Source organism: Niastella sp. OAS944, from assembly GCA_024809215.1.
In the GTDB taxonomy this organism is placed as follows: domain Bacteria; phylum Bacteroidota; class Bacteroidia; order Chitinophagales; family Chitinophagaceae; genus Niastella.
Genome location: JANUBW010000002.1, coordinates 850,192 through 868,275, shown reverse-complemented (window position 1 = coordinate 868,275; position 18,084 = coordinate 850,192). Strand labels below are relative to the sequence as shown.

Sequence of the window (18,084 nt, the reverse complement as noted above, 5' to 3'; positions counted from 1 at the left end):
AGTAGGATGTAAGAAGTAGGAAATACAGGTTTTTCTTACCTCATACTTCCTACTTCTGATACTTAAAAGTACTAATTATACTTTTAATATGACACACGCTTATACGTGAAATTTGATGCCTTGAGCTAAGGGTAACTGTGTAGAATAATTGATCGTATTGGTCTGGCGTCGCATATACGCTTTCCAGGCATCGCTACCGCTTTCGCGACCGCCGCCGGTTTCTTTTTCGCCGCCAAAGGCGCCGCCTATTTCAGCTCCTGAGGTACCAATATTTACATTGGCAATACCACAATCGCTGCCGGTGGCCGATAAAAATTGTTCTGCTTCGCGCAGGTTCAGCGTCATAATACTTGATGAAAGCCCTTGCGGAACACCGTTTTGAATGGCGATTGCATCATCGAGCGTATTATATTTCATCAAATACAAAATAGGCGCAAAGGTTTCCTGTTCTACAATTTTGTAATGCGGTTCAACCTCGGCTATACATGGTTTTACATAGCAGCCGCTTTCGTAACCATCACCATCAAGTACACCGCCTTCAACAATAAATTTGCCGCCTTCTTTTTTACAGGCTTCCAGGGCTTTATTATAAAGCGAAACAGCGTCTTTATCAATCAGCGGGCCTACATGATTATTTTCATCGAGCGGGTTGCCGATACGCAATTGCTGATAGGCTGCTGTGAGTTTATTTTTGATGCTATCGTACACCTCTTCGTGGATGATCAACCGGCGGGTGGTGGTACATCTTTGTCCGGCGGTACCTACTGCACCAAACACGGCGCCGCGGATAGCGATATCGAGGTCGGCATGTTTTGAAATAATGATGGCATTATTGCCACCCAGTTCAAGCAGTGCGCGGCCAAGGCGGGCGCCAACCGTTGCGCCAACGGCTTTGCCCATACGGGTTGAACCGGTTGCCGATACCAATGGAATACGGTTATCGGCCGATAACCATTCACCTACTTCACGGCCACCAATTACCAGGCCGTTTATGCCATCGGGCACGTTATTACGTTTTAATACTTCAGCTATAATATGGTGACATGCTACTGCGCACAAAGGAGTTTTTTCGGAAGGTTTCCATATACATACATTGCCACAGATCCAGGCAAGCATAGAGTTCCAGCTCCAAACGGCTACGGGGAAATTAAAGGCCGAAATAATGCCCACAATACCTAACGGATGCCATTGTTCGTACATGCGGTGTGAAGGGCGTTCGCTGTGCATGGATAATCCATACAACTGACGCGATAAGCCAACTGCAAAATCACAGATATCGATCATTTCCTGCACCTCACCATAACCTTCCTGCAGGCTTTTTCCCATTTCATACGACACCAGTTTTCCCAGCGGCTCTTTGTGGGCGCGCAATGCTTCGCCTATTTGCCGAACAATTTCACCACGTTTTGGGGCCGGCCAGGTACGCCATTCCTGAAATGCAGCCTGGGCCTTGGCAATAACGGTTTCATAATCGTTTTTATCGGCAGCCTGTATGGCGGCAATGAGTTTACCATCTACGGGTGAATGAGACTCAATGCGTTCGCCATGAGCGGGCAAATAGCTATTCCCAGTAGATACGCCTGAATTAAGTTCCTCAATTTTTAATGGGGCCAGAAAATCCATATGCAAGTATTTGGAAACAAATGTAATCAAATTGGGTATTCGTCAACAATGGTACTATTTAACGCAATGACGGGCCGTGGTAGCAAGATGTTACAATAAGTTACTTACAATAATTATCTCATAGGTAAGATCATTGTTTACCTTATATAAGCCCATGTTATCCCGTCTATAATAAGAGTGCTGATATCTAGGAGATATATACGGGATATATAGGGGATATCTACGGGATATCTCTCTTCTATCCATTGATAAAGAAGCCATTGAAGTACAACCAAACCTGGTGTAACGGCAGCATAAAAGCGCAACGGGGGTATGTTTCAGTTTAGGAATGAGTAAACTGAACGCAATTGCTCGCGAGCTATAAAATTGAACGGGAACTAAAAACTAAGAACTAAAAACTAAGAACTATGAACTGAATGAGCCAGCTGTTTTCTGCAGTAATCATTAAACTCATCTTCATCGGCATCATCATCATCATCATCTTCCACTTCGCGCTGTAAAATGCGGTTATTGGTAAAGTCGAGGGTGAGTAATCCATCTCTCAGCACAATATTGCTGAAGTCTTTCCAGGCATATCTTTTTTTGAACAGGGAGTTAATAACGATCTCATTATCGGTGAACCCGATCTCGATTGAATATTTTGCCTGGTATTCGAGTAAGGCAAGAATGATAAATAAAAACACCAGCCATTGAAAATAGGGCATTTTCATCCAAACCAGCGCGGCTATAAGCAGGGCGCGGCTGTAATACACTTTTCGCTTTTTTGCCTGCTGGGCAAGGTTCCATATAACGATGACCGGTATTGCTATAACGCCAATGAGATAAGCCAGGCTTACGCTTTTGCTGCCCACCAATTGCATGGTGAAACAGGCTACGGAAAAAATACTAAGAATTAAGCCCAGCATATCAATATACCGGTAGCTTTGATTTTTCAGGGTAACAACGTATTGGTATACCATGGTAGTTGACAAGTTAACGAGTTGACAGGTTGACAAGGGTTTCCTATGTGCAGCAGCCTGACAATTAGTTGAAATGTTGATATAGGTGATAAGGTTGATAGATGCGCTTTGTGCGGCATACCAATTAATGGCTTATATGTTGGTCAGCGAGGCCATGAACTTCGGAGACCATTGCCGATTGCCGATTCACGATTGCCGTTATTGGTTGCTGGCTACCAGCATATTTGCTAATCTCCATAAAATGTGTGCACCTACGTTAGCATCCCATTCGTTGTTATCACCAACGCCTATTTCCACCAGATCGAAACCTATAAGCTGCCGGCCGCTTTGCACAACCTTTTTCAGCAGGTAAAAAATTTGTTCGGTTTCAAATCCACCTTGTACGGGGGTACCTGTATTGGGGCACAATTTAGGATCGAGGCCATCAACATCAAAACTTACCAGCACTTTTTGTGGCAATTTACTTACTATCTCGTCTACGATCTGTTTCCAGGTTTCGCCTTCGAACTGACGTTCTTTTATATCCTTATCGAAATAGGTGGTAACCCTGTTCTTATTGTTGTGAATATATTCCCATTCCTCCTGGCAATAATCGCGGGCGCCCAGTTGTACCAGGTGGGTTAGTGATGGAATTTCCTGCAGCGCATTGTACATAACACTGGCATGGCTGTACGTAAACCATTCGTATCCTTTGCGCAGGTCGCAGTGCGCATCTATTTGCAACACGCCAAAATCGCCGTGCTGTTCGGCCAGGGCTTTAAAATAACCCAGCACAACACTGTGGTCGCCTCCCAAAATGGCTACCAGTTTATTACGGTTCAGTAATTGTTTGGTTTGTTCGTACACCCATTTATTTAAATAGTTACCGCCTTCATTTATATCGCGCTGCGATTTGCACATGAAGAGGTTCTTCTCCAGTATTTCGCCGTGCGAAATGTAGTCGATGTACAGTTCCGCTTCTTTACGCAGGTAATCGCTTTTAAGCAGGATCTTTTTATCGGGCGAACGCATAAAAAAACCCTGTTTCCAAGCTTCCTTGGCATCAGGGTCAAAAAGGTCAACATGCATGCTGGCCTTGAATATATGATCGGCTGCACGGGCAGTACCTGCATTATAACTTACTGTTACTTCCCAGGGAACTGGCAAAATAACCAACCGGGCATCTTCTTCAGAGAAAGGCAATCCAAAAATGTTATTATTGGGATTACTTGCCGCGTTAGGATCAAAATGTGATAGATCTGTCATATATCTACGCTTACGCTAAAAAAAACGGGGTGCAAGGTAGCACTCGATCAATTAGTAGCAAAAAAATTATGATATCCAAGCTTACGTTTGTTAGTACAAAGTTCTTGATTTTTAGTTTTCAGTTCACTGTTCATAGTTCATAGTTCACTGTTCACAGTTCTTAGTTATGCCGAAATTCGGAGTTCCCGGCAGGCCGCGCCTACAGCCTGTGAACTGTAAACTGAAAACTGTGAACTTTTTTGAACCTTTTCCCGGGTCGCTTTGTTAGCTCCACAGTTAATGAAAACTGAGAACTTTTTAATGTCATATGATCAAAATCATTCCCTACCTCAATACATTTTTGAACTAACTTTGCGGTGCATATATAACAATTGTGCCACGCAGTCAAAGCGTTACAATAAAAATTTCAGATGAAAAAGATCCATATTGTTATACTGGTAGGCATTGCGGTCTGTATTATGATCCTTTTAAGCTTTATGGCCGACTTATCTACCTATGAAACAATCGCCTCAGCCCGTCAAAAAGAAGGAAAAACGGTAACAGTTATTGCCAAACTCGACAAAACGGTAGCAGTACCCATCGAGTACGACCCCGCCAAAGACCCCAACTTAACCAAATTCTACGTAGTTGACTCATTGGGGAACCGCGCACAGGTGCGTTACTATTTCGAAAAACCTTTCGATATGGAGAAGAGTGATCGTATTGTGCTGAAAGGAAAAATGCAGGGCGACGTTTTTGAAATTACCCGTAAAGATGGTATCCTCATTAAATGTCCTTCCAAGTATAAAGACGACCCCAAAGCTGCGCAGAACAACCTGACTCAAAATTAAAACCCTGTAATGAAGTATATCGGTGAACACCTGTTACCCGGTCAGTTGGGACATTTTTTGATAGTGCTTTCCCTGATAGCGTCGCTGGTGGCTACAATTGCTTATTTTAAAGCCGCCAATGCCACTACACCTCAAGACCACGATAGCTGGAAGAAACTGGCCCGTGCTGCATTTTTTGTCGATGCGGTTTCGGTGCTTACCACCTTCGGCATCATCTTCTATATCATTGCCAATCATTACCACGAATACTTTTATGCCTGGAACCACTCGGATGTTACCCTGAACCCAAAATACCTGCTTAGCAGCATTTGGGAAGGGCAGGAGGGCGCCTTTCTTTTATGGACCCTCTGGCAATCGATTTTAGGTCTGGTGCTTATAAAAACAAGCAAAAGGTTCGAAGCGCCCGTGATGACGGTAATGAGCTTTGCACAGTTTTGCCTGGCTACCCTTATTTTAGGTGTTTATGTGTTCGACCTGAAAATAGGAAGCAGTCCGTTTTTGCTTACACGCCACCAGTTTCAGGATGCGCCGGTATTTTCGGCCCTGGATTACCTGAAACAACCTAAAATAGCTAATGGTAACGGCCTCAACCAATTATTACAGAACTATTGGATGGTTATTCACCCACCGGTGCTGTTCCTGGGTTATGCCAGTACCATTGTTCCTTTTGCTTTTGCCATTGCCGGCTTATGGAAAAAGGACTTTGGCGGTTGGACGAAGATGGCCTTACCCTGGTCGTTATTCTCTGGCGCTATTTTCGGACTGGGCATTATGATGGGTGCCGCCTGGGCATACGAGTCGCTCACTTTTGGCGGTTACTGGGCCTGGGACCCCGTTGAAAATGCTTCACTGGTACCCTGGCTGGTAATGGTTGCTGGTATTCATACCCAGGTTATTTATAACTCAACCGGTCATTCTTTACGGGCAACAAACTTCTTTTTTATATTGAGCTTTCTGCTGGTATTGTATTCTACTTACCTTACCCGCAGCGGCGATTTGCAGGATACTTCCGTACATGCTTTTGTTGATTCGGGCATGAACTGGCAAATGCGCATCTGGCTGTTTATTATTATAGTTCCATCGCTGGCATTGTTCATTGCCCGGTATAAAAAGATACCGCATATTGCCAAGGAAGAAGAGTTCAACAGCCGCGAGTTTTGGATGTTTATTGGTTCGCTGGTATTGTTTCTGTCGGCCATGGCCATTATTGTTCCTACTTCGTTCCCAATAATTAATAAACTGTTTGGCACTTCGCTGGTTATTGGCGAAGACAAAGAATTCCCCTACAACCGCATTCAGGTTTTTGTAGCTGTGGTTATTGGAATTTTAACTGCCATTGGGCAATACCTCAAATACAAGAACACGGCAAAAGCCTATTTTGTAAAAAAGCTGTTATGGGCTACTGTTGTTTCCCTGTTGGTATCGGTTTCAATCAGTTACTTTGGTCATATTAATTACGATAAATACGGCATTGGTTTTCTGGCAGCTATTCACCTGGCATTGTTTGCTGCGGTGTATGCGGTTATTGCCAACGCTGCCTACATTTATACTGGTTTGAATGGTAAATGGAAAGCCGCCGGCGGCTCGGTAGCGCATTTTGGTTTTGCGCTGATGCTCGTGGGTATCCTTATTTCTTCTTCTAAAAAAGAAGTACTTTCTGTAAATACCTTCAACCCGCTCAATTTTGGTCCTGAAAGACCGAAAGAGGGTTTTGAGAACCTGACCCTGTTCCGCGGTGTAAAAACCGATATGGGTAAATACTGGGCAACTTACGAGAAGGATTCGGTGAGTGAAAACGGAAAGATCACCTGGTTCAAAGTAGATATGGAGCGTAAGGATGGGGGCGATAAGTTCACCCTGTATCCCGATCTTATCAAGAATACCAAGGGACAGGAGGGAATGTCGAACAACCCCGACTCACGGCACTACTGGCATAAGGATATTTTCAGTTATGTAAACCATGCCAGCTCTGTACAGGAAGGCCCCGATACGGCCCAGTTTAAAAATCATGTAGTGAAAACCGGCGATACGGTATTTTATTCTGAAGGGTATATGATCCTGGACAGCGTTACTGTTAACCCGAATGATGCAAAACATAAATTTACCGGTAAGGATACGGCTATAATGGCCAACCTGAGCGTTTACACCAAGGAGCAGCAAAAACTGAGCGCCAAACCGGTGTTCTATGTTCGCAATAACAGCGCTCAATTAATACCCGATACGCTTTATTCGGAAGGGCTGGCTATAAACCTGACCCGCGTGGCCGATGATAAGCACCTGGAGATCAGTGTAAAAGAATCATCGCGCCTGGCGCCGTTCCTGGCCCTAAAGGTGTTACAGTTCCCCTTTATTAACCTGGTTTGGTTAGGCACTATTTTGATGATCGTGGGGTTTGTGATGAGTATTGTGCGGAGGGTTAAGTTGTTGAAATAGTTGACTAGTTAACAAGTTGACGAGTTGACGAGGAAATACAGAGTAAGAATATCAAAATATTGAATAAGTCCTGCCTATGGCGGGACTTTTTCTTTTTAGCGAAGTTTAAAAAGGCGGTAAGCGAGGCTGAAAATAGTTTCGAGCTCAATGATAGGACTTTCACGTTTGCCGTTTCACGTTTCACGACAAGCGAGGCCTTGAATTTCGAGAGCCATTGCCGATTGCCGATTCACGATTGCCGGATCGAACCACCAAGGCGCCCGGACAGGAAAGGCATTACCATGAGAAGGATTAATTCCCAATAAGAGAATAGCCTTATTTCACAAAACCATCATCGCCCAACTGCTTTTCCTGAATACCTGGTATTGTACCTTTGGTGCAGTTCTTACATTTTTTTTAAGAATTGTTTTGCAGCGGAATGGGTTACGTTCCGTGTCTTTTTGGAATTATAATTACAAAGGAAATTGTATTATATTGTAGCACTCGAATGACTGCAAAAAGAAAAATACTCAGTTTGGTAATGGCTGTTTTGGCGCTTGTGGCGGTGTCGGTTAATCCGGCGGCTGGCCAAACAGCTCCCGATTCAATCCCATTACCGGTTTTGGGCCCTAATGATACCATTCCGGTACCCGCCGAAATTCATGGTGGTGAATATGTGCCCGTACAAACCCTCGAATGGACCTGGGTTCAGGTTCCCTATCCCAAACATTTATTAAAGAGAAGGCAGGAGTGGACGCGTTTGCGCAATGCCGTGTATGTTTGTTACCCGTATGCCCGCAAGGCCGGTGCCATTATGAACGACATTAATGCCCGCGTTGTGAATATGAACGATAAGGATAAAAAGAAATATATCCATTCGCGTGAGAAGGAATTGAAGAAACAGTTTGCCGAACCATTGAGCGAATTATCTATTTACCAGGGTAAAGTGCTGATGAAACTCATTAACCGGCAAACCGGTAATAACTGTTACAATATCATCAAGGAATATAAAGGTGGATTTACCGCCCGGGCCTGGCAAACCGTTGCATTTGTATTCGGCAGCAATCTCAAGCAGCCCTACGATGCAAATGGCAATGAGCGGGAGATAGAGATGATCGTTCAGGAAGTAGAGCGAATGCACCGGATGTAAGATATCCCCATCTCCCAGATCTTTACTGCTATTTTTGTTCCATCATCAAATGGCTTATATACCGCCCGCCTTTGGCAGCAATATTCAAGAACTGCACATCGGAAAGCTTTTGCAATTCAAAAAGCTGTTCCATAGTTAAAATGGAATTCCTCAGTGTAAAGTGGTCGACTGTTGAAAATGCTTTGGACGTAAAAAGTTTCCTGAACTTTTCAAATGATGAATGATCCTGTTGAACTTCCAGCTTTTTATTCCGTTTGCGCCTGTATCGGGGCCATCAAATGTCAAAGAGATCAATTTATCGGCATTCTCCTGTTCAATTATAAAATCAAGGAACCGGCAAAATGGGAAGTTCGTTTCAAAATCCAGGTCTACTGCTTTTGTTTCCGCATCATCATCATAGCCGTCTCCGTAAAAGGAAATGTCAAACAGTTCTCCAACCTGCTGGAAAAGTAATTTGGGCGAGTAGTTAACGTAATACGGTTTCGATTCTCCTTCGTCGTAATCAGTTGTAACGTAGGTATAGATCTCCTGTTGAAGTTGAAGTAAGGTTGGATTCATAGCTTCGGAATATGGTTATGACTGCATTTTCTGTATTATTCCCGTTGTAGAAAACCCTTCAACAATAGGATTAATTATTACTTTACCACCTGCAGCCATTACCTCTTTGGCGCCAACAATTTGTTCCAGCGTATAATCGCCACCTTTAACCAGCACATCGGGTTGCAGGGTGGTGATGAGGTTGAGTGGGGTATCTTCTTCAAAAATTACCACCATATCAACCATCAGCAAGGAGGCCATTATAAGCGCGCGTGATTGTTCGTCGTTCACGGGGCGGCTATCGCCTTTAAGGCGTTTGGTGCTGGCGTCGGAGTTTATTCCAACCACTAAATAATCAGCTTCTGCTGCGGCCTGTGAAAGTGAAAAAATATGACCGCGGTGTAAGATGTCGAATACGCCATTGGTAAATGCCACCTTTTTTCCTGTCACCCGCCACTGGTTCATTTTATGCACTGCTTCATTCAATGTACAAACCCGGGTGGGAATAATATCAGCTTTTCTCATTAACTGTAATGCTTTTATTGAAATAGGGTAATATGCTTAACGCAATAAAACCGCTAATTAAGGCAAAAAAGAATTGCACCGACCACATCAGCTGGCCAAAAGCAAAACCGAGCGTTTCTTTTAATCCATAAGCCAGCATGGTGTTTTGCACAAAAAGTGCGTATACACCCAGTCCGGCTCCGGGCGCAGGCACAATCATGGCCAGGCTGCCCATGGTTAAAACCGATAAGGCCTGTGGAATTCCATAGATCGAAGTTTCTTTCATGGCCCAGAAGCCGATCTGTACGCTCAGCAGGTACATTGTCCAAATGAAAATGGTGTGAAAAATGAACCACCCTTTATTCTTCAGGTAGCGTACACTGGTTATGCCATGCCAGATGCCCTCGAAAATGGTCTTTATTTTTTTGATGAAACTGCTGTGTGAGAATTTCTTTAAGATGAACACTACCGCTAAGATGGCTATTACAACCACTGCCAGCAATATGATGATTCGGGTTGTAGAAAATGCTCCGGCTTTTGATTGAACGATCTTGTGAAGCGTTTCATTCAAATAACCACCAATTACATCGGCCTGGGTAGCGATGGTAATAACGATCACCAGCAGCAGGCAAAGCACATCGAATGCCCGTTCGGCCACAATGGTGCCTACCAGTTTATCGGCAGGTACTTTTTCATAACGGGCAAGAATGGTGCATTTCAATACTTCGCCCAACCTGGGAATGGCCAGGTTGGCCATATAGCCAATGAGCACGGCCATATAAGTATTAAAAACCCTTGGTTTATAGCCCAGGGGTTCCATTAATATTTTCCAACGCATTGCCCGGCTGAAATGGCTTAATAACAAGGTGATCATAACGGGTATGATCAACAGGTAGTTTGCATTGCGAAACGCGCCCTTAATATCGTCCCAGCCTTTATCGCTGATATCTTTGATCGACCACCATACCAAAAAAATACTGAGTCCCAGAAAAAGGATATACTGTAATACACTCAGAACTTTTTTATTCATACAGTGGAAATTATACTACAAATTTAGGTTAACTAGTTAACAAGTTAACGAGTTGACAAGTTAACAAGTTAATAAGTTGATGAAAGGAGCAAAAAATTGCCCCTTTATTACGCAAAAAACTTATGTGTATACCTACAATTTATTTCCCGTTTGCGGAAATACTACAGATGGCTTGAATGATTTCGCTTTTTCAAATTCAATGGTTGCGTAGGAAATAACAATTACAATATCGCCTACAGCGCCCTGGCGGGCGGCTGGTCCGTTCAAACAGCACACACCAGAACCACGTTTTCCTTTAATTAGGTAAGTTTCGATACGGGTACCGTTGTTTACGTTCACGATCTGAACTTTTTCGTATTCGATCATGTTGGCGGCATCCATAAGGTCTTCATCGAGCGTTAAACTGCCCACATAGTTGAGGTTGGCCTCAGTTATGGTTACACGGTGAATTTTCGATTTCAGGATTTCTATCTCCATGTTATACGTATTGTTCGATTTTAGAAAACGGGCGCAAGCTAGTGAATAAGATTGAATATCAGCAATAGCCTATCATCACATCAGCATATTGTCAATAAGCCGCACGTCGTGTAAAAAAGCGGCTATTAAGGCTACCTGTGGGCCCTTGTTGGGAGCCGTGGCAGGTTCCAGGGTATTGGCATCGGCCAGTTCAACATAATCGATGCGGAAACCGGCATCGGTTAATAGTTGTGTGGCTTTGTTCTTAATAACAGGCCAGCTGCCGCCCTGGTTGCATTCCTGTTTAATTAGGGTGAGGCATTTATATATAGTGGTGGCTTTTTGCCGGTCGTCGGGTGTAAGGCGCAGGTTGCGGCTGCTCATCGCCAGTCCGTCGGCCTCGCGCAGAGTGGGGCAGGTGATCAGTTCGGTAGGGCATTGCATCAGTTGCAACAAACGGCTAACCACCATACATTGCTGGTAATCTTTTTGTCCCATAAATAATTTATGGGCATTAACCATCTTTAGCAATCGGTTCATTACCTGGCAAACCCCCTGAAAATGGCCGGGGCGGAATTTTCCTTCCAGCAAGGTTTCGAGATAACCCAGGTCGTATTTTTCGAGGTTGGCGGTACCCTGGGGGTACATTTCGGCAATGGCGGGCAGGAATAAAATATCGCAGCCGGCAGCTTCCAGTTTCTCAATATCTTTTTCAATGGTATTGGGATATAGCTGGTAATCGGTTGGGTTATTGAACTGGGTGGGGTTCACAAAAATACTGCAAACCGTAACCCCGGTGTTTTGTTTCGATTGGTCAATTAGTGCTATATGGCCATTGTGGAGGGCCCCCATAGTTGGCACAAAACCAATTACTTTACCGGCCTTTTTTTGCTGTTCTATATACCGGGCAAGCTGATCGGCATATTTAAAAATGATCATTTAACGAAATTTTAAGTTTTATATCCGCACTGTTACTGTTTCTATGGTGCGGAATGAATCAATCATTCAGAAATAGGGCTCCTGGAGCCGTTCTGGAAACACAGATCTGAGAACCCAGAACTTAGAACTAATAAAAAAACCTTAACTTTGCACCCTGATTTTTAAAAGTTAGCTCATTAACTATTATCTATAATGCTGACAAAGAAAAGAATTTTATTTATTGCTAACGAAATGTCCCCCTACCTGGAGTTAACAGAATTCTCCGAAACGGTTAACCGGTTGGCAATAAAGGCAAATGAAAATGGCTTTGAAGTGCGTTGTATTATGCCTCGGTTTGGGGTAATAAACGAAAGACGACATCGCCTGCATGAAGTGGTTCGGTTGTCGGGCATTAATGTTTCTGTAGGTAATGATGATTATCCCCTGCAAATTAAAGTAGCCTCATTACCCAATGCGCGGTTACAGGTGTACTTTCTGGATAATGAAGATCTGTTCAAGCGTAAGTCCATCTTCCACGACGATAGTGAAAAATGGTTCGATGACAATGACCTGCGTACGGTATTCTTCTGTAAAGGCGCCCTGGAAACGGTTAAAAAGTTCGGTTGGCCTCCAGACATCATTCATTGCAGTGGCTGGATGACCGGCTTAGTTCCTTTGTACCAAAAAACGGCTTACAAAAAGGAGCCAGTATTCTCACACAGCAAGGTTATTTATACTATTGGTAATAATACTGCTAAAGAAAAACTGGGTGATGATTTTCTGAAGATCGCTTCTATTAGCTCTTTTGTAAAAGAAAAAGACCTGGAACCATTTAAAGAAGGTACCACAACGGCCATGATGCGCGGCGGAGCCACGTATGCCGATGCTATTACCTTTGGCGCCGATAAGGTTGATAAAAAGCTGGTTGAGGATTTTGGAAAAGTAAAAGGTAAGAAGGTGCTCACTTATAATGCCGAGTCTGATTTAACAGATTACCTGCAACTGTATCACGATCTCACCAAATAATAAGATTGAAAGTGTCTGCGTTTAAGTTTCAAGCTTAATGGGATGTTCACAAGAAATCAACAATGACAATTGTGTAACAACTAAAGCTTGGAACTTACAACATAGATCATATATATTTACCCATTAATATTCTATACAACTAACTAACAAAAAGATCTATGCCTTATTTATTTACTTCTGAGAGTGTTTCGGAAGGTCATCCTGATAAAGTAGCTGACCAGATCTCTGATGCCTTGATTGATAACTTCCTGGCTTTTGATGCTCAATCAAAAGTAGCTTGTGAAACCCTGGTTACAACCGGTCAAGTAGTACTAGCTGGCGAAGTAAAATCTAAGGCATATCTCGATGTACAGACAATTGCCCGCGAAGTGATTCGCAAAATTGGTTACACCAAGAGCGAATATATGTTCGAAGCCAGCTCTTGTGGTGTATTATCTGCCATTCACGAGCAATCGGCCGATATTAACCAGGGCGTTGATAAAACAAAAAAAGAAGAACAAGGCGCCGGCGACCAGGGTATGATGTTTGGTTACGCTACCAACGAAACCGAAGATTATATGCCACTGGCGTTGGACATTGCCCATAAATTATTGATCGAGCTGGCTGCGCTGCGTCGCGAAGGCAAAAAGATCGAGTATTTGCGCCCTGATGCAAAAAGCCAGGTTACCCTCGAGTATGATGATAATAACAAACCTGTTCGTATTGATGCTATTGTTGTAAGTACACAACACGATGATTTCGATACAGAAGCTAAAATGGCTAAGAAGATCAAGGAAGATATTATCAACATCCTGATCCCACGCGTTAAAGCCAAGTATAAAAAATACGCTCACCTGTTCAACGATAAAATCAAGTATCACGTTAACCCAACTGGTAAATTCGTTATCGGTGGCCCACACGGCGATACTGGTTTAACCGGCCGTAAGATCATTGTTGATACTTATGGTGGTAAAGGTGCTCACGGTGGTGGTGCATTCAGCGGAAAAGATCCTTCAAAAGTTGACCGTTCTGCTGCTTATGCTACCCGTCACATTGCTAAAAACCTGGTTGCTTCAGGTTTGTGTGAAGAAGTACTGGTACAGGTTTCTTACGCTATTGGTGTTGCCCAGCCAATGGGATTGTACATCAATACCTACGGCACTGCCAAAGTAGAGCTTACCGATGGTGAGATCGCAAAACGCGTTAGCCAGATCTTCGATATGCGTCCTTACTTTATTGAGCAACGCCTGAAACTGCGTAACCCTATTTACAGCGAAACTGCTGCTTACGGTCACATGGGCCGCCAGCCAGAAGTGGTTGAAAAAACTTTCACTGCTCCTGATGGCAAAACTGTGAAGAAGAAAGTGGAGCTGTTCACCTGGGAAAAGCTTGATTATGTACGTAAGATCAAACAGGCTTTTGGTATTAGATAATAACATGTAAATCATGTGAATATAAAAAATATGCCGCTCGTTTAACGAGCGGCATATTTGTTTTTACATAGGGAAATATTTATATTTGTTGAAATCCGTGAAATGGAAACAACTCCAAATGAGAATGATCGCCTTGCTACCAAGCAAGACATGCTATTACTAAAGGAGGATTTGTCCAGGCTTGGCGATCGTATGGATCAGCTTTTCAAAAATCAGTTGAGGTGGCTAGTAATACTAATAGTGGGGTGGTCTTCTTTACTGGTGATAGCAATGAAACTCTTATAAAGCGTTTATAAATAGATTATTCAGTCCCGACGGTACCGTTGGGACTGTTTTTTTGTAGCATATGTTATATTTTCGGGCCATGAATGAACAACAGAATCCATGGCAGGTAATGGCTGAAAAGAAGGTCTATGAAAACCCATGGATAAAACTTACGGAGTTCGACGTCATTAACCCCTCTGGCGGTAAAGGCATTTATGGCAAAGTGCATTTTAAGGCAATTGCTGTAGGCGCCCTGGCGCTCGATGAAGAATTGAATACCTACCTTGTTGGTCAGTACCGCTTTCCTTTGGACCGCTATAGCTGGGAAATTCCCGAAGGCGGCGGCGCTTTTGGCATTGACCCGGTTGACTCGGCCAAACGCGAACTGCTGGAAGAAACCGGTCTGGTAGCCGCCGACTGGACCCAGATCGTTGAAATGCATTTGAGCAATTCTGTTTCTGATGAATATGCCGTTATTTACCTGGCCCGGGGCCTTCGCCAGGAAACTGCCTGTCCCGAAGAAACGGAACAACTTCAGGTAAAAAAACTGCCGTTTGAAGAGGCATATCAAATGGTAGAACGCGGTGAGATCACCGATTCTATGTCGGTAGCAGCTATTTTAAAAGTAAAACTCATGTTAGCAGATGGACGGTTATCATAAAAAGAAACCTGGTATAAATAAAGCATCCCTGATCATAGGCCGTCAGCCTGTAATTGAAGCCATAGAAAGTGGCCGGCCCATAGATAAAATATTCTTTCAACGCAATGTTAGCGGTGATTCTATTGGCACCATAAGACAATTGGCCAAAGAACAGAACATTCCCATTCAACAGGTGCCGCCCGAAAAGCTGCAATCCTTTACAAAGGCCAATCACCAGGGCGTTATTGCCATTGCCGGTTTGGTGCAGTATATGGACCTGCAACAGGTCATTGATCATGTAACAAGCAATGGCGAAACCCCATTGTTTGTAATACTCGATGGTATAACCGATGTGCGTAATATTGGCGCTATTGCCCGTAGCGCGGTTTGTTGCGGCGCTCAGGCCATTATTATTCCCGACAAAGGCGTTGGCGCCCTTAATGAAGAGGCCATGAAATCGTCGGCCGGGGCGTTGGAAAAGATCCATATTTGCCGGGTGAACAGTTTAATGAAAGCGGTTGATACGCTGCACCTGAATGGCATAAAAGTATTTGCTACTGAAATGATAGCCGAAAAGTTCCTGTATGAAGTTGATTATTCAGAACCCTGTTGTATTGTAATGGGGAATGAAGAGAACGGCGTTTTTCCGGCATTGATGAAAATATGCGATGAAAAAATAAAGATCCCAATGGCCGGAAACTTTGAGTCGTTTAATGTGTCGGTAGCTACGGGCATCGTGTTGTATGAGGCTATGAAGAAAAGGATGTAGACTTAGGTTAAAACAACCGTTGCAGGTTACATGTTACAAGTTGCAGGGGAAAAAGAATACAGTTACTGGTTACCGGTTACCGGTTGCCGGGAAATCAGAATGCAGTTTCCGGTTAAATACGGTAACAGTCGTCATTCAGCAGTAGCAAAATTGTAACGAGCCATTAACCTGAAACCTGAAACCTGAAACCTGGAACCCGGAACCCGGTACCTGGTAACTTATAAACCCAAATCATAATCATTGAGCACAAACACGCCCATACACCTCATCGAATGTCCCCGCGACGCCATGCAGGGCTGGCCGGTGTATATTCCAACCCAAAAAAAGATCGAGTACCTGCATTCCCTATTGCAGGTTGGGTTTAATACGCTTGATTTTGGCAGTTTTGTATCGCCCAAAGCCATTCCGCAACTGGCCGATACGGCGGAGGTTTTAAAGGGTCTGAGGCAGTTACAAACAGATACCCCCACCAAATTACTGGCCATAGTGGCCAATGTACGGGGGGCCGAAGAAGCGGCCGCCTTTGAAGAGATCAGCTACCTGGGTTTTCCCTTTTCGGTAAGCGAAACCTTTCAACTACGAAACACCAACAGTACCGTTGCCCAATCGTTGCAAAGGGTAATTGAAATACAACGCATTTGTGAACAAAGCCATAAACAGCTGGTCATTTATATTTCCATGGGTTTTGGCAATCCCTATGGCGATGCCTGGTCGCCCGAAATTGTATTTGAATGGGTTAACCGCATTGCCGGTATGGGCGTGCCCATTATTTCACTGGCCGATACCGTTGGTCTTGCTACGCCCGAACAGGTGTATTCCATGACCAATTATGTAGTTGAGAAACTGCCCAATCACGAAATTGGCGTACACCTGCATAGCAGTTCGCACAACCGGCAGCCCAAAATTGAAGCCGCCTGGAAGGCCGGCTGCCGCCGGTTCGATTCGGCCATGAAAGGTGTGGGCGGATGCCCTATGGCCAACGATGACCTGGTGGGCAACATAGATACAGAATGGCTCATATCATATTTAGAACAATATGACAATGTGCCCAAATTGAATAAAACAGCGCTGGCTAAAAGTGTTAACTTAGCTAACGAAATATTTACCTTATGAAAAGCATTCGTACAAACCGTACCGCGGTAACAACCGGGTTACAACACGCTATATATTCATCTCCATTTCACCCTTCACTATAACTACCTGTTAGCAAGCAACTACCTTATCTTATAATGTATAAACCTGTTAAACGTGCATATGGACCTACAGATACCCATTCAGATAGCTACTTTGCAAACGCCCATCAATTACCAGGACAATATCATGTTAATGGGATCGTGTTTTACCGAGCACATAGGTGAAAAGCTCGATGAGCTTAAGTTTGGTGTGCTGCAAAACCCCAATGGTATTTTGTTCGATCCGGCCAGTGTGGTAAGCAGCCTGGTATCCTATGTACAGAACAAACAGTATCAAAGCGAAGAGCTTTTTTATTATAACGAAGTATGGCAAAGCTGGCAGCACCATAGCCGGTTCTCAAAAACCGATCTGCAGGAATGTTTGCGGGGCATTAATGAATCGCAACAGGAAGCGCATACTTATTTGAAGACGGCCAACTGGCTCATCATTACATTGGGAACTTCATTCAGTTATCGTTTAACAGAACAGGTGCCTCAATCTTTCCGTCGCGGTGCGGTACGGGGTGCAGTTGCCAACAATCACCGCACACCGGCCGGCTGGTTCAACAAACACCTGCTTACGATTGAAGAAACAACCACCATGCTCGATAACTGTTTGCACCAGTTGTTTCAGTTCAATCCCAATTTAAAAATTATTTTTACTGTAAGCCCCGTGCGGCATATTCGCGATGGGGTTATTGATAATAACCGCAGTAAAGCGCGGTTGATAGAAGTGGTGCACCACCTGGTAAATAAGTTCGACAAGCTGTATTATTTTCCTGCGTATGAACTGGTGATAGATGTGTTGCGCGATTACCGGTTCTATGATATAGATATGGTGCATCCCAATTACCAGGCTACTTCATTTGTGCTCGACAAATTCATGCGGCATTTTGTTGATGAAAAAGCACAGCAACTGGCCGAGGAAATTAAAAAGATAGTGATAGCCCGTAAGCACAAACCTTTTCAGCCTGCTACCGAAGCGCATAAGCGGTTTTTAAAGACGCATTTGGAAAAGGCGCAGGAGTTACAGAGGAAATATCCGTTCCTGAATCTTGATGAAGATATTAGATACTTTCTTCAATAATTGAATCTAACAGGATATAAGTAAAAGGGTTGACAAGTTAACAGGTTAAC

General features: G+C 43.8%; 17 protein-coding genes. 9 read left to right on the top strand and 8 right to left on the bottom strand.

Annotation, left to right across the window (positions count from 1 at the left end; genetic code table 11):
- Positions 1 to 99: 99 nt before the first annotated feature.
- The 3 genes from GGD38_RS14170 to GGD38_RS14160 all read right to left on the bottom strand — a co-directional run bounded on the left by GGD38_RS14170 (position 100) and on the right by GGD38_RS14160 (position 3,827).
- Positions 100 to 1,623 (bottom strand): aldehyde dehydrogenase family protein, encoded by a 1,524-nt coding sequence (locus GGD38_RS14170; protein WP_375300177.1) that lies wholly within the window; start codon positions 1,621 to 1,623, stop codon positions 100 to 102.
- Positions 1,624 to 2,021: 398 nt separating this feature from the next.
- Positions 2,022 to 2,594, bottom strand: coding sequence for a hypothetical protein (locus tag GGD38_RS14165; RefSeq protein WP_375303835.1), 573 nt, complete (start codon positions 2,592 to 2,594; stop codon positions 2,022 to 2,024).
- A gap of 186 nt (positions 2,595 to 2,780) precedes the next feature.
- Positions 2,781 to 3,827, bottom strand: coding sequence for an agmatinase family protein (locus GGD38_RS14160; protein WP_375300179.1), 1,047 nt, complete (start codon positions 3,825 to 3,827; stop codon positions 2,781 to 2,783).
- Positions 3,828 to 4,237: 410 nt separating this feature from the next.
- Between GGD38_RS14160 and GGD38_RS14155 the strand changes: the two genes are divergently transcribed.
- The 3 genes from GGD38_RS14155 (at position 4,238) to GGD38_RS14145 (ending at position 8,219) form a co-directional block, all read left to right on the top strand.
- Positions 4,238 to 4,657 carry a cytochrome c maturation protein CcmE gene (locus GGD38_RS14155; protein WP_375300180.1) on the top strand — a complete coding sequence of 140 codons (420 nt, stop codon included), beginning with the start codon at positions 4,238 to 4,240 and terminating at the stop codon, positions 4,655 to 4,657.
- 9 nt (positions 4,658 to 4,666) lie between these two features.
- Positions 4,667 to 7,090: a cytochrome c biogenesis protein CcsA gene (gene ccsA / locus GGD38_RS14150; RefSeq protein WP_375300181.1), complete on the top strand. Its 2,424-nt coding sequence runs from the start codon at positions 4,667 to 4,669 to the stop codon at positions 7,088 to 7,090.
- A 487-nt stretch (positions 7,091 to 7,577) separates the two neighbouring features.
- Positions 7,578 to 8,219: a DUF4294 domain-containing protein gene (locus tag GGD38_RS14145; RefSeq protein ID WP_375300182.1), complete on the top strand. Its 642-nt coding sequence runs from the start codon at positions 7,578 to 7,580 to the stop codon at positions 8,217 to 8,219.
- A 150-nt stretch (positions 8,220 to 8,369) separates the two neighbouring features.
- On the opposite strand, the gene GGD38_RS14140 is transcribed toward GGD38_RS14145, so the two are convergent.
- The 5 genes from GGD38_RS14140 to panC form a co-directional block, all read right to left on the bottom strand.
- Positions 8,370 to 8,777: a hypothetical protein gene (locus tag GGD38_RS14140; RefSeq protein ID WP_375300183.1), complete on the bottom strand. Its 408-nt coding sequence runs from the start codon at positions 8,775 to 8,777 to the stop codon at positions 8,370 to 8,372.
- A 15-nt stretch (positions 8,778 to 8,792) separates the two neighbouring features.
- Positions 8,793 to 9,281, bottom strand: a complete 489-nt coding sequence (gene rfaE2, locus GGD38_RS14135) for a D-glycero-beta-D-manno-heptose 1-phosphate adenylyltransferase (protein WP_375300184.1) — start codon at positions 9,279 to 9,281, stop codon at positions 8,793 to 8,795.
- Positions 9,268 to 10,290: a lysylphosphatidylglycerol synthase transmembrane domain-containing protein gene (locus tag GGD38_RS14130; RefSeq protein ID WP_375300185.1), complete on the bottom strand. Its 1,023-nt coding sequence runs from the start codon at positions 10,288 to 10,290 to the stop codon at positions 9,268 to 9,270. Before GGD38_RS14130 ends, rfaE2 begins: the two co-directional genes overlap by 14 nt.
- Before the next feature lie 132 nt (positions 10,291 to 10,422).
- Positions 10,423 to 10,767: an aspartate 1-decarboxylase gene (panD, locus tag GGD38_RS14125; protein WP_375300186.1), complete on the bottom strand. Its 345-nt coding sequence runs from the start codon at positions 10,765 to 10,767 to the stop codon at positions 10,423 to 10,425.
- Between the two features lie 75 nt (positions 10,768 to 10,842).
- Complete coding sequence (gene panC / locus GGD38_RS14120) at positions 10,843 to 11,685, bottom strand: pantoate--beta-alanine ligase (protein ID WP_375300187.1); 843 nt, start codon at positions 11,683 to 11,685, stop codon at positions 10,843 to 10,845.
- Positions 11,686 to 11,877: 192 nt separating this feature from the next.
- On the opposite strand from panC, the gene GGD38_RS14115 reads away from it, so the two are divergent.
- The 6 genes from GGD38_RS14115 (at position 11,878) to GGD38_RS14090 (ending at position 18,034) form a co-directional block, all read left to right on the top strand.
- Positions 11,878 to 12,690 (top strand): glycogen/starch synthase, encoded by an 813-nt coding sequence (locus GGD38_RS14115; protein ID WP_375300188.1) that lies wholly within the window; start codon positions 11,878 to 11,880, stop codon positions 12,688 to 12,690.
- Positions 12,691 to 12,848: 158 nt separating this feature from the next.
- Positions 12,849 to 14,102: a methionine adenosyltransferase gene (gene metK, locus GGD38_RS14110; RefSeq protein ID WP_375300189.1), complete on the top strand. Its 1,254-nt coding sequence runs from the start codon at positions 12,849 to 12,851 to the stop codon at positions 14,100 to 14,102.
- Positions 14,103 to 14,466: 364 nt separating this feature from the next.
- Positions 14,467 to 15,027, top strand: a complete 561-nt coding sequence (locus GGD38_RS14105; protein WP_375300190.1) for an NUDIX domain-containing protein — start codon at positions 14,467 to 14,469, stop codon at positions 15,025 to 15,027.
- The gene (gene rlmB, locus GGD38_RS14100) at positions 15,011 to 15,775 is read left to right on the top strand and encodes a 23S rRNA (guanosine(2251)-2'-O)-methyltransferase RlmB (RefSeq protein WP_375300191.1); all 765 of its coding nucleotides are present in this window, start codon (positions 15,011 to 15,013) and stop codon (positions 15,773 to 15,775) included. Before GGD38_RS14105 ends, rlmB begins: the two co-directional genes overlap by 17 nt.
- A gap of 240 nt (positions 15,776 to 16,015) precedes the next feature.
- The gene (locus GGD38_RS14095; RefSeq protein WP_375300192.1) at positions 16,016 to 16,888 is read left to right on the top strand and encodes a hydroxymethylglutaryl-CoA lyase; all 873 of its coding nucleotides are present in this window, start codon (positions 16,016 to 16,018) and stop codon (positions 16,886 to 16,888) included.
- Between the two features lie 141 nt (positions 16,889 to 17,029).
- Positions 17,030 to 18,034, top strand: a complete 1,005-nt coding sequence (locus tag GGD38_RS14090) for a GSCFA domain-containing protein (RefSeq protein WP_375300193.1) — start codon at positions 17,030 to 17,032, stop codon at positions 18,032 to 18,034.
- Positions 18,035 to 18,084 lie beyond the last annotated feature (50 nt).